General features: G+C 69.1%; 9 protein-coding genes and 2 pseudogenes. 6 read left to right on the forward strand and 5 right to left on the reverse strand.

Translation table 11 applies throughout. The features are described from left to right. Positions 1-285: 285 nt before the first annotated feature. The 3 genes from ABD332_RS35730 to ABD332_RS35740 all read right to left on the reverse strand — a co-directional run bounded on the left by ABD332_RS35730 (position 286) and on the right by ABD332_RS35740 (position 3,862). The gene (locus tag ABD332_RS35730) at positions 286-726 is read right to left on the reverse strand and encodes a cytidine deaminase (protein ID WP_344507265.1); all 441 of its coding nucleotides are present in this window, start codon (positions 724-726) and stop codon (positions 286-288) included. 345 nt (positions 727-1,071) lie between these two features. After that, complete coding sequence (locus ABD332_RS35735) at positions 1,072-2,925, reverse strand: hypothetical protein (RefSeq protein ID WP_344507120.1); 1,854 nt, start codon at positions 2,923-2,925, stop codon at positions 1,072-1,074. A gap of 139 nt (positions 2,926-3,064) precedes the next feature. Beyond that, positions 3,065-3,862, reverse strand: coding sequence for a hypothetical protein (locus ABD332_RS35740; protein ID WP_344507122.1), 798 nt, complete (start codon positions 3,860-3,862; stop codon positions 3,065-3,067). A gap of 148 nt (positions 3,863-4,010) precedes the next feature. Between ABD332_RS35740 and ABD332_RS35745 the strand changes: the two genes are divergently transcribed. Next, complete coding sequence (locus ABD332_RS35745) at positions 4,011-4,178, forward strand: hypothetical protein (RefSeq protein ID WP_344507124.1); 168 nt, start codon at positions 4,011-4,013, stop codon at positions 4,176-4,178. Positions 4,179-4,269: 91 nt separating this feature from the next. On the opposite strand, the gene ABD332_RS35750 is transcribed toward ABD332_RS35745, so the two are convergent. Next, positions 4,270-4,752: a hypothetical protein gene (locus tag ABD332_RS35750; RefSeq protein WP_344507126.1), complete on the reverse strand. Its 483-nt coding sequence runs from the start codon at positions 4,750-4,752 to the stop codon at positions 4,270-4,272. Between the two features lie 646 nt (positions 4,753-5,398). Between ABD332_RS35750 and ABD332_RS35755 the strand changes: the two genes are divergently transcribed. Then, a complete protein-coding gene (locus tag ABD332_RS35755; protein WP_344507267.1) occupies positions 5,399-5,812 on the forward strand; it encodes a tyrosine-type recombinase/integrase in 414 nt (137 codons plus the stop codon). Between the two features lie 305 nt (positions 5,813-6,117). Further along, positions 6,118-6,757 (forward strand): annotated as a pseudogene (locus tag ABD332_RS35760) (IS6 family transposase). Positions 6,758-7,068: 311 nt separating this feature from the next. Here ABD332_RS35760 and ABD332_RS35765 read toward each other — a convergent pair. Further along, positions 7,069-7,518 (reverse strand): hypothetical protein, encoded by a 450-nt coding sequence (locus ABD332_RS35765; protein WP_344507128.1) that lies wholly within the window; start codon positions 7,516-7,518, stop codon positions 7,069-7,071. A 115-nt stretch (positions 7,519-7,633) separates the two neighbouring features. Between ABD332_RS35765 and ABD332_RS60480 the strand changes: the two are divergent. The 3 genes and pseudogenes from ABD332_RS60480 to ABD332_RS35775 all read left to right on the forward strand — a co-directional run. Then, a pseudogene (locus tag ABD332_RS60480) lies at positions 7,634-8,137 on the forward strand (helix-turn-helix transcriptional regulator); the annotation flags it as partial. Between the two features lie 266 nt (positions 8,138-8,403). Then, the gene (locus ABD332_RS60485; RefSeq protein WP_486303845.1) at positions 8,404-8,568 is read left to right on the forward strand and encodes a WCX domain-containing protein; all 165 of its coding nucleotides are present in this window, start codon (positions 8,404-8,406) and stop codon (positions 8,566-8,568) included. A 1,104-nt stretch (positions 8,569-9,672) separates the two neighbouring features. Continuing rightward, positions 9,673-12,372 (forward strand): FtsX-like permease family protein, encoded by a 2,700-nt coding sequence (locus ABD332_RS35775; RefSeq protein ID WP_344507132.1) that lies wholly within the window; start codon positions 9,673-9,675, stop codon positions 12,370-12,372. The last annotated feature ends 1 nt before the right edge of the window (position 12,373 follow it).

Consider the following 12,373-nt stretch of genomic DNA (forward strand, 5'->3'; position numbering starts at 1 on the left):
TACGGCCATCACGGTCCGTAGGCTCGCTTGTCGTCTGCCGCATCTCCTGGACGCTCGCACATGCCGAGTTGAGTGCACATGATCATGCCGGAGGGAACGGGCCGGATCATTTCACTACCGACGCCGGCGCCCACGAATGCATCGCTGACGTCGTAAGGACGGTCGCTGCCATTCGGGCCGCTCTTTCCGCTCCGGCGCCTTCTCAACCGCGAGTAGCCGTGATCCCGTCTGACCGCCTGGCCCTCGGGCCACGAAACTCGGACGCGTCCGGCCGCACGCGATCCGTCACGAGGAGTGCTGCGCCGACGACGGCCAGCGCCCGCCGTCGGCGAAGTGAGCACCCCAGTAGTACGGATTTACCTCGAGCAGCGTGCGCACCGACCACCCTGACGGACTGCCCGGATCGCCGACGCCAACCTGCACCTCTGGGCCCCACAATGCGAGCCGCTCCTGGCAGATGCCGCACGGCGCCAGCACGACGATCTCCGAGCTGCCCACCTCACGCAGCACGCAAACTGACGCGGTCACCCGCTTGTTCAGCGTATAGGCCTGGCAGATCGCCCCCGTCTCATGGCACAGCGAGACGCCGCCATTGAGATTGTCGAGGCATACGCTGGTCAGAATCTGGCCGTCGTCCAGGCACACGGCCGCAGCGCCACCAGTCTCTCCGCTGGGCCACCGGCGATTCATCTGGTCAATCGCGGCGTCGACGAGCCGCTGATTCATGGTCACGCCGAGATATTGCCATGCATACAGACTGCGCGGCCGACCACCGTCGGCTGGCGTGCCGATCAGCCGAGCACGGACAGGCTGGAGGTGAAGTGGTGGCTGCTCCGCAGCTCGGAACACGATGGTCAGCTTCGTTAAATTGACCGATGCGTCAGCAGGGCCTCGGGCGTGGCTCCGGTCCTCGATTCAGCCGCCTTACTCTTCTGCCGCAGGTCTCGCGCGGCAACCGGTTCGAAGATCGTCACGCTTCGTGGTGACTGGCGGGCGCATCGAACCGTGCGGCTGTGCGCGCTTGTGCCGAGAAGCGCGCACCCGATCATGATCTCGATTCTTGGAGGAGGGTCAGAGGAGGATGCGGGCCAGAAGCACGGTGTCTTGGCCGTCTCGGGCCGTGGTCAGGCCCATGGACTTGATCGGGGCCATGTCGGCGGTGCCGGGCACGTAGATCGCGGCCGTCGGGTTCTGCAGAGCGCCCTGCATCGTCTGTTTGAAGAGCGGGGTGGACGACAGCGGGGTCTGGGCGCCGGCGTACTTGGCGGTGCGCAGGACCAGATGGTCGCCCTGGACGGTGCAAGTGGCCTTGGCGGTGCTCACGACGGAGGCCAGGTCGTTCTTGAGCTGCGTGGCGGCTGCCGCAGTGGGCAGCCGGAGGTCCAGCTGGACCGGCAGGCCCTGCTCGTCGGTGTCGGCGCCGGCGATGGTCAGGGTGAAGGACTTGGCGGTCGGCAGCGCCTTGGCCAGGGATTCGCCGCCCTTGAGTACGGCCGGGTCGCCGACGGATCCCGCGAGGAGGTCGGTGAAGAGTTCGGGGTGCTCGCTGAGGTACTTGTCGACGGCCTCGTCGTCGTTCGGGTCGATGTTCGGCGGGAGCTTGAACGGGGGCTCGTCGGAGCCCGCCGGCTCGGCGCCCATGAGGGCTTCGGGGAACAGGAACGCGGTGAGGAACATGCCCTCGGCGCCGAACGCGGACAGGTCGCCTGCGGGGCTGTCGGCCGCGGCGGCCATCCGCGCGTCGGAAGGGAGCGCGCCGAGGTTGGCGATGAGGTCGGCGCCGTTGCCCGTACCGGTGAAGGGGACGTTCTTGGTGTTGATGAACCGGGCGCGCAGTTCGAGCGCGTCGTCGGTGGCCTGCAGGCCGGCGATCAGGGTGCCGGACAGCTCGGGCATGGGTGCGGCGCCCGCGGTGTCCGTGAGCTCGCCCGGCCCACCGAACGGTGCGCCCGGGCCGCCGATGGACTCGCCGAAGGCCAGGTCGGAGACGGTGGGCTCCAGGGCGGCGGCGCGGCTCAGGTCGGCCCAGGCGAGGCCGGGCTGGTCGGCGGGGAGCTTGGCGAGGGCGGCCGTGAAGGCCGGGTCGGCCGACAGGTGCGGGGCCTTCGCAGCGGCGTCGGCGGCCTGCTGGGAGTCCTTCTTCGCGAAGGCGAGCAGCGCGTAGCCGTCGAGCATGGCGAAGCCGAAGTGGTCCGATCCTTGCTTCTGCTGTACGGCGGCGAGGCTCTTCTTCGCCTTCTGCGAGTCCTTCGCGGCGACGGCTGCGAGCACCGTGGGCTTGCCTGCGGCGTCCGGCCAGACGGCGACGCCGATCCGGTCGTCGAACCAGGCGGCGACGTCGTCGTAGGAGATCGATGCCTGGAGGTCACTGAACGCCTGGCGCTTGGCCTCGTCGACCGACTTCGGGCCGCTGCCGCCCGCGCGGCGTAACAGCGCGTCGAACTTGACCCGCTGCCCGATGCCAGGTGCCAGGTCCAGGCGGGCGAACGCGGCGACCGAGGCGGGCATGACCGCCTCGGGGAGGGTGCCGACCGGGCCGTTCCAGTAGCGGACGACGGCGAACGCGCCGCCGGCCACGAGTACCGCGGTGGCGACGCCGGCGGCGGCCAGGACCGCGCCGAGGCGGCGGGGTTTGCGCGGCCCCGGGGTTCCGTCCTCGAACATCACCTCGGCGGACGCGGGGACGCCGGCGAGCAGGGTCGTGTCCACCGACGCCAGACCGTCACCGAATGCTGGAGGGTTGCCGAACGCGGCGCCGTCGCCAAACGTCGGACCGTTGCCGGCCGCTGAAGCTCCGCCGGACGCGGGAGCCGGGGCACCTCCGGGCGGCAGGCCGGCGTCGGGCAGGGCCGGGTAGTCGCCGGGCGCCGACGCAGCGGCGGCCTGCGAAGCAGGAGGACCCTCAGGGATTTCGGAACCGGGCACGGACATGCGGTATTGCCTCCCCCGTAGATATGGCCGGCATCGTAGCGAGGAACCCATGCTCGAGGTCCCCCGAACAGCCATGTGTCAGTCGATGACGCGGCGATTGACGGCGTCTCCGCCGCAGTAGTCGTCGGGATGTTCATGGGGTTCGCCGGGTGTACCCGTCGACCGGCTGACGCGGTGTCGCGCCGTACAGCACCCGCAGCAGGTCGGCGTACCCGGATTCGGTGCCGATGGCCTGCCGTTGTTCAGGATGCGTGAGGTAGTAGTGGAGGGTATGCACGAGGAACAGCGCGTTGACGGTGTCCGTGCTGATCCGCCGGCTGCTGGCCAGTCCACGGCGTCGAACCAGCTCGGGTTTGGCGTACCCGAGCCGCAACGACCAAGCGGACGGTGTGGTCGGCGGTAGTGCACTTGGGGACAGGGCGTCCCACGGCACGGTGACGGAGCCGAGTGGGTTGCGTTCCGTGAGCCCGTCCTGTCGAAGCCACAGACCGCTGCCGCGCCATACCGCCGCGACGAGCAGCGCCGCCAGCACGACCAGCACGGCAGCGAGCACGTCCGACGTCCTGGACATCGGGTCCCAGGCGGGATCGCCCTCCCGGGCATGCGCGGCCATCCGGGACGTGGCCTGGGCCGTGCTGATCAACACAGCGGCGGCGCGGGCGAGGACCTGACGGGGGTGCGAGACGGTACGAAACGCTGCCGACCGGGCATCGACGACGAACGCCGCAGGCCGGGGCCTGGCCAACGCGACGAGCGACAGCACGCTGGACGCGAGCACGAGCAACGACAGCACCGCCGGGATCGCGTACCTGGTGTCGCTGTCCGGCGCCGCCAGCAGCTGCACCCCGGCGGACCCTACCGCGATGAGGACCACACCACCGATCATCGAACGTGGATGCCGTCCGATGCCGTCGAAGATCGCGGAGAACATCCCGGCAGGGTACGGGGGTACGGCCAGCGCTGGCCAGCATGTGCGACGCTTCGGCTCGGTGCCCGCCGCAGGTGCAGGCTTCAGCTCCAGCGGACTTCACGACGGCTGCGGGGACCACTCGTCAGGGACACATGACCCAGTTGGGGACATGAGCTCCGCCCTGTCTGGATCGGTGCGCTACCTGTCCGTCGCAGCACGGCTGCGCGACTTGATTCTCATCGACGTCTACGTGCCGGGCAGCAGCCGCCGTCCGAACGCGATTGCGCGCTTGTCTGCGACCGCGGCCGGGATGCGCTCGCCGAGACGCGCGATTTGACGCGTCGGTCGTATCCGTAGCCGCTGGTCGCGCGGTAGGCACGGGCGTCGCTGACGTTCCACAGCGGAGGACCCGCTGAGGGCGTGGAGTTTCAGCGGTCGCGGTTGGGTCTTGGAAGTTCAGGAGTGTTGCGGTCATCGACCAGGCCGCTGCGTCGTACGGTGTGAACGACCGCTGGGTCCAGCAGCAATGCCAGACCGTCGTTTTCGCCCGCGTAGAGCGTGAAGACACGAACCGGCGTGCCCGCCGCGGCGAGCAGGTCGTTCACGACGGCGAGGGGGCGAACGGTCGCTTCCAACCACGGCGAGTTGTAACGCCAATCGTCGGCGTCCAGGACCGGGAAACGGCATCCGTTGATGTCCAGGACGTAACCCTCCTCGTCGCCGTTGCCGCATACCGTGCGGATCCGCAGTGTGACACCGAATCGCCGCAGCGCCGGAGCCATCTCGCCGAACAGGTCCTCAACGCCGCCCTCCGCAAGGTCCTCGCCGTCGGCACGAAAGGTCACATCGTCAAGGACGGCGCAGTTGAAGGGATACCCTCCTGCCGCCACCTCGCGCCGCTGGTCGTCCACCGCGGCGGCTGGCAGGTCGCTCCAGAAGCCGACGTCCGCGAGTGTCGACGCGAGCTACGCCCACCGACGGTCCTGCCCGGCTCCGGCGGGTCGGCGACGCAGCCACGACAGCCTGATGCGACGCATCCTCATGCCCCACCCGACGTGGCGCCGGCTCGGCCTGGCCGGCTCATGGCTGCCATGGTCACCCACGCAGACGCGTGCTACAAGATCAGGCGCGCACGTATGCCGCGGCGAGCGCCCTGGCGTTCATCACCACGGGTGATGCATCGTGATGTATGGCTGCCATCACCGTCCCAGCCGTCAGCGGCGGGCCCCCGAACGAGCTCGTACTGCGTGCGGCGACCGCCGAGCACCTCGGCCTCTACCGCGGTCAGACCCGGCTACACTGAGAGTCAGACCTACGGGTCTTCCTATGCTGGTGCGCCGACCATGACCTCGATCCGCTCGCAGCGGTCCGGACGGATATCGAACGGTACCTGCGCTGGCTGCAGGACGTACGCCAGTACCAACCATCTACAGTGTCCCGACGGTTGTCGATCGTGGTCGTCTTCTACCGGACCTGCGTCATCGACGGCATCCTTGCCCACTCACCCGCCGGCCACCGTGCCTGCGGAGTCACCCACCCTCGGGCTCGGGCACCTGCATCCTACGGGTCCGGGGCAAGGGCGGCAGGGTCGTGCTCATCCCGCTGCCCCCGGCCGTCGCCCGGGCCATCGAACGCGCCGTCAACGGCCGCCTCGACGGGCCGATCCTGCGCAGCACGCTCGGCACCCGGATGGACCGACACGCTGCGACCCGCCGGCTCAAGCACCTGGCCTCCACCGCCGGCGTCCGGATGCCGAGGAAGCACCCACACATGCTGCGGCACACCTTCGTCACGACCAGCCTGCGCTGGCAGGCCAACGTCAACTACGGCCACTACATGACCCAGAACGCAATTGCCGCCACCGACGGCTATGGCCGCTGGATCACCAGGGGGCAGGATGCCACCGTACGGCTGTGGCAACTCCCCGACTCGATCAGCGACGAGGTTCCCGGGCAACAGCAACTCTGGTGAACCCGGTGCCACTTCCCCCGACGCAGCGGGCAGCCCACTGCCCGCCAACACGATCGGTCAAGCGTCCGGATCTGCCGCCGTTCGCGCACGGATGGGCGGGAACTGCCATGGTCATGATTCATGCACCGTGCCGCCAACACTTCGGGTCGTCGGTACGAAGGTAAGTTGTAATCCTGCGTGGGCTCTGTTGCATCCGCCGTTCGGCAAGATCGAAGCAGACGTGAGCAGTGAGGTTCTCGAACCGGCGGGCAGCCGTACCACCGCAGTCAGCGTTCGCCAGCTTGCGGTTCCCGCCGGAGGTGGTCATGGTCGCCGTTCGGCTGTACCTGCGGTACAACCTTTTCCTACCGCGACGTCGAGAAGTTACTGCTCGAGCATGGTGTCGAGGTCGATCACGTCACGATCTTCCGCTGGGTCCAGCGTTTGACACCGCTGCTGGCTGACGCAGCCAGGTTCGGCTGGCATTCACCAGGCGACAGGTGGTTCGTCAACGAGACGTACATCAAGGTCAACGGCGTATGGCGGTACGTGTACCGGGCCGTCGACCAGTATGGCCAGGTCATCGACGTGCTTTTCTCCGCCCGCCGTGACGCTGCCGCGGCCCGCCGGTTCTTCCGCCGGGCGTTGGCCACGTTGAAGGTGACACCGAGCGAGGTGGTCACAGACGCGGCACCGGTGTACCCGGCCGTGCTCGATGAGCTGGTCCCTTCGGCCTGGCACCACGTGGAACGGCACGCCAACAATCGGATTGAGGCCGAACACAGCCAGCTCAAACACCGGCTCAGACCGATGCGTGGACTCCGTACTGCCCGGACCGCGCAGACGATCATCGCCGGGCACGCGTTCATGCAGAACGTTCGCCGCGGCCACTACGAACTCGGCGTCGACGCTCCACGCGGACTCCGACTCGCTGCCGCGTTCACCGCGCTCGCCGCCACCATCTGACACCGGCCCGCACCGGCCTTAACCGCGGTCTCCCGATCGCCAAGTGCAACAGTGCCCGTCGTCGCGTACGGCAGCAACCCGCCCTGTCGAATTGGTGCAGCAACGGGCCAAGTCGGCCTCGAACACGGCCGTGCGCTGGAAGCTCTCACGGTCGGTTCGCGTCGTACAGGGCGACCTCCGATACGGTGTGCAGGCTTGCCGGACCGCCTGCGTGGTGGAGTTGCCGGTGATGAGGAACTGGGTCCGTCGACCATCCACTGTGGTGGCGCCGACCGTCCCGAAGTCAGGGGAGCCGTGTCGCCGGCCGCTGGTCAGGCGCGGGAGAATTCCATGACCCAGTTGGATTCCCACGTGTGTCCACCGTCGGCGGAGAACTCTTGCTCCCAACGTGCCGAGGTGGAGGTGATGTCTGACCAGATGAAGTGCGCCTTGATCGGCCTTCCGTCGTGGGTGTCGTCGCCGTAGAAGTCGCCGCGGCCGTCGGTGAAGGTGCCCACCACCGGCGGGTAGAGCAGGCCGGTGGTGCTGCTCGCCCAGTGGATCGACCACTCCTTGCGTTCGACGTCGAACAGTCGCAGCGAGAAGCCGCGGCTGCCGAGCGTCGGGAAGACGATCTCCTCGGTGTTGCCGGCACCGTCGAAGATGCTCTGGCTGGTCACCGTGCTCGGGAAGTGGTCCCACTCCTCGCTGCCGGCGAAGAGCGTCCTGAGGCGCCGGTTGGCCACGTTCCACGAGCCGATGATGAAGTCGAAGTCGTTCATGCCGGCGATCATGGGGCGCTACCCCTGACATCTTCTGTCAGTGGTCTGGAAGACTGTCGCGGTGCGTGCCAGCCGGTTGTTGTCCCTGCTGCTGTTGCTGCAGAACCGTGGGCGGATGAGCGCCGCACAGCTCGCCGCGGAGCTCGGCGTCACCGCCCGGACCGTCTACCGCGACGTCGAGGCGCTGGCCGCGGCGGGCGTGCCGATCTACGCCGAGCAGGGACCCACCGGCGGTTACCAGCTGATGGACGGCTACCGCACCCGGTTGACCGGGCTGACCGCTGACGAGGCCGAGTCGCTGTTCCTGACCGGCATGCCGCAGCCGGCCGCCGAGCTGGGACTCGGTGCCCAGGTAGCCGCCGCCGAACTCAAACTGATGGCCGCGTTGCCCACCCCGTACCGGGAGGCGTCGAGACGGATCCGGCAGCGCTTCCACCTCGACGCGCCGGGCTGGTACCGGGAGCCGGACGCGGTGCCGCACCTGCTCGCCGTCGCGGAGGCGCTCTGGCAGGACCAGGTCATCGAGGTCCGGTACCGTCGCTGGGCCCCTCGGCCGGGCGTGGTCGGCCGGCGGCTGCACCCGCTCGGCCTCGTCCTCAAGGCGGGAGTCTGGTATCTGATCGCCGCCGGGAGCGGTGAGCCGCGCACCTACCGGGTCTCCGCCATCGTCGAGCTCCGGCAGTTGCCGGAGTTGTTCACCCGCCCGGACGGCTTCGACCTGACCACGTTCTGGCACGCACACGTCGAACGATACGAGCGGGCCGAAACGGCCGAGGTCGCCGTGGTACGCCTGTCGCCTGCCGGGATCGCCGCGCTACCCGACATCCTTGGCCCGAGGGCCGGCCGGCTGGCAGCGCGCACCCTCACACCCGCCGACCCGGACGGATGGCGACGCGTCACCATCCCGCTGGAAACGTGGACCACGCCGCGGCCAGCTTGCTCCGGCTCGGTGCGGACGCGCAGGCGCTCGCCCCTCCCGAGCTGGTCGCACGCATCACCACTACGCTCCGGGCAATGACCAGGCTGTACCCGACGACGTCGAAGGATTGACATATCGAGTCCGCTTGTGCGGCAGCCGCAGCGCGCGGGCTGGCTGAGGTCGCTGCCGACCATATGCGAGGCGTTGCACGCGGCGGTCGAACCGGTGGGTCGGTGGGCTGGCTGCTGTCCGCCGCCTGGACCCCGCTTCGGAATCGGCGGATGAGATACTGCGATTCCCCACCCCGAGCTACCGCGACAAGGCGCTGGCCAAACTCGGACCGGCCGTCGTTGGGCTGCTGGTGAGCACGGCGATCGTCGGAGCGGCGGATCTGCGCGAGGAGGTGGTCGCCTTCCTGGCCAGGACCACGACGGTCTGATCGTGTGCGCGATGGCCGTGTTGCGAGCAGCGGTCGCAGCTTCGCGCACAGGACCACCACCGCCTCGCCGGCATCCGCCACGACGGTCACCGGCCCCGACACCCGGAACCGCAGAGGCCCGGCGCCGGCCCGCCGGGTGGCGTCGATGCTGCTCGGCGAGTGGTTCAAGGTCGCGGACCTCCGTGACGACGACTTCCTCGTCGATGAAGGACAGGTCCGCCTGCACGTGCCGGGTTGCGGACGACAGCAACAGGCCGACCACCGGGTCTGTCGCCGCGCGGCCGCAGGCCGTCGAGGTTGCGAAGTTCCCTTAGCAGATGAGTGCGCTGCCGGCCGAGCACCATCTGCACCGTATCCGAATCGCCTGTTCGTGCGGCCGCTGTCACTTTCAGGAAGAAGTCGTCCCGGAAGCCGCCGCTACGGGGGGCTTGCTTCGGAGAGCCAGCGCCGCAGCTCGACCGCTCCAGCTTCGGTGGTCTCGTAGATCACGCGGTCCGGTTTTCACCGCCTGGGACCCGTCGTTCGGAGCTCACCATGCCGTCGCGGTACAGACGGTCGAGGATCTGGTACAGGTGGCCGGTGTTCAGCGGGCCTCACTGCGGGCCGACTGCCGCTTCGAAGGCGCTCTTGAGCTCATATCCGTAGCTAGGCCCGTGGGCCAGCAGTGAGAGCACCGCGTGGTGGATCGGCATACCCGGACTGGGCCCGCATCTTGCATTGTCGCAATGTATTGCGACAGAGTAGCGCCGTGATCTCCTTCATCTGGGCTTCACTGCGAGGGCGCGCGGCGAGGTCGGTGGCACTCCTGCTAGGCGTGCTCACCGCGACCACCGGATTCACCGTGCTTACCGGCGCCACCGACACCGCGCGGCTGGAGGTCACCGGCGAGGTCGACAGCAGCGCCAAAACCGCCTACGAGATCCTGGTCCGACCCAAGGGCACCCGGACGGCGCTGGAGAACGAACGCGCCCTCATCCGGCCCAACTCGCTGTCCGGCATCTACGGCGGACTCACGTTCGACGACGTCAACAAGGTCGCCGCGGTGCCCGGAGTAGACGTCGCGGCGCCGATCGCGATGGCCGGCTACGCCAACGCGGGGATCACCGTCGACGTCGACATCACCGACCTGATCGACAAGAACCTCGACCGGCAGGTGATCCGCCTCGACCGCACGTTTCTCGCCGACCGAGGGCTTTCCACCGTGACCGCCCGCCCGCTGTACGTCTACGTCACCAGGCACGAGATCTCCTGGCCCGTGCTTGAGAACCGGGGGACGACGGTCCGGTTCACCGGCGGCGAGGTACTTCCCGTCGATCAGCTGTGCGACGGCTTCGCGGTACTGGAGGACGGCGCGCCGCTCTGCGCCTGGCTGACCCGGGCGACCATGTCCGACCTGATGACCGACCGCGACTACACCGACATGCAGGTCCTGCAACTGACCCGGGACGGCCGGTTCGAGCAGCGCCCTCCGTCGCCGGCCTCCGACCGGGCGGTCGCCCGCCTCACCTGGCACGTGCCGCTCCTCGTCGCCGGCGTCGACCCCATCGCCGAGGAGCGGCTCGTCGGGTTGCGCCAGGCACTCACCGGCGGCCGGTATCTCGACAGCACCGACCGGACGCGGTCCGACAGCATCAACAGGATCCTGCCGGTAATCGCGACGGACCGGGCGTACCCGGACAACAGCGCGATCGTCACGATGACCCGGACGGCGCTCGACCGACCGCCGCCGGGGTCGTCGGCCCAGGACGCGCTCGCGATGCTCGACGGCCTGCACGGCCAGCAGTTGGCCACCCGCAACTTCACTGCCGAGCAGGCCTTCGCGGAAACGCTCGCCAAGCGTGGCTACCGCCCCGACCTCATTCAGTTCATGCAGGTCGGAGGCGTGCGGTACCGCACCGCTCCAGACGGCACGCTGGTCGCCGAGACCATCGACGCTGACCCGGATGCGTGGCGCACGCCGGAGGTACGCGGACTCGCCGTGCCGTGGCAGATCGACGACACCGCGTTCCGAGAGATCGGCCAGGTCAACTGGAACAACCCCTCGAGCGTCTTCCACAGCACCGAAGTGGTGGGAACGTTCGACCCGCGCAAGCTCGCCACGTTCGACCCGCTCAGCCGCGTGTCGTTGGAGACCTACCAAGCGCCCGAGGCGGTCGGCGCCGACCAGCGCACCCGTGACCTGCTCGGCGACCAGGCACTACGACCCGACGGTAACCCGGCCGGCTACCTCTCCTCCCCGCCGATGCTGCTCACCACGCTGGAGGCGCTGGCCGAGACCCTGCGGGAAACCGACGCGCCCAACAAGGACGCTCCGATCAGCGCCGTTCGCGTACGGGTCACCGGGGTGCAAGGCTTCACGTCGACCTCCCGCGAGCGGGTCCGGATCGTCGCAGAGCAGATTGCCGCAGCGACCGGGCTCGATGTAGACATCGCCTACGGATCGTCGCCGACGCCGCAGACGGTGACCCTGGCCGCAGGCAAGTACCAACGACCCGAACTGCGGGTCACCGAGCCCTGGACGCACAAGGGCGTCGCCGCGGCCATCGTCAGCGCCGTTGACCGCAAGAGCGTCGTGTTGTTCGCACTGGTGCTGGTCGTGTGCGCGCTGTTTCTGACCAACGCGGTCGCCGCCGGGGTCCGCGACCGGCGTGCCGAACTGTCCACGCTCACCGCTCTTGGCTGGCCGGCCCGCCAGGTCTTCACTGCGGTGCTCGGCGAGGTCGCCGCAATCGGCCTGGTCGCCGGGGCTGGCACGGTGTTGCTGGCCGCGCCACTCGGGCTGCTGCTCGACATTCGCCTGACGTGGTCGCAGGTGCTGCTCGCCGTACCGATCGCGCTCGCGCTTGCGCTGCTCGCCGGCGCCGTGCCGGCGGCGAACGCGGCACGGATGCGCCCGGCCTGCGGGCTGCGTCCCGCCGTGGCGCTCCTCCGCCGGACCGGAAGTCCACGCGGTCCGCTCATGCTCGGGCTGGCGAACCTGCTCAGAGTGCCGGGGCGGACGTTGCTCGGGGCATCGGCACTGGCGATCGGTACCACCGCGGCCACGCTGCTGGGAGCGGTCACGTTCGCCTTCCACGGTGCGATCGTCGGAACGCTGCTCGGCGACGCGGTGTCGCTCCAGGTCCGGACGGTCGACACGATCGCCGTGGTGGCGACGGTACTGCTGGGCGCGTTCGCCGTCGCCGACGTGCTGTACCTCAACATCCGCGACCGCGCCGCCGAGCTGGCGACACTGCGCGCGCTCGGCTGGACCGCCGCAGCGCTGGCGCGACTGATCGCCGCCGAAGGCTTCGGCATCGGCGTGCTCGGCGGCGCGTTCGGTGCCAGCCTGGGTCTCGTCGGGGCCGCCTGGCTGGTCGGCGACATCACCACTGGCCTCGTCGTCACCGCGGTCGCCGCCATCGTGGCCGGCGCGCTGTCGGCCACCGCCGCCGCGCTCGTACCCGCCCTGCTCGTCCAGCGCATCCCGACCGCCCGACTGCTCGCCGAGGAGTGAC

This window comes from Dactylosporangium maewongense, assembly GCF_039531485.1.
GTDB classification, from domain to species: Bacteria; Actinomycetota; Actinomycetes; order Mycobacteriales; family Micromonosporaceae; genus Dactylosporangium; species Dactylosporangium maewongense.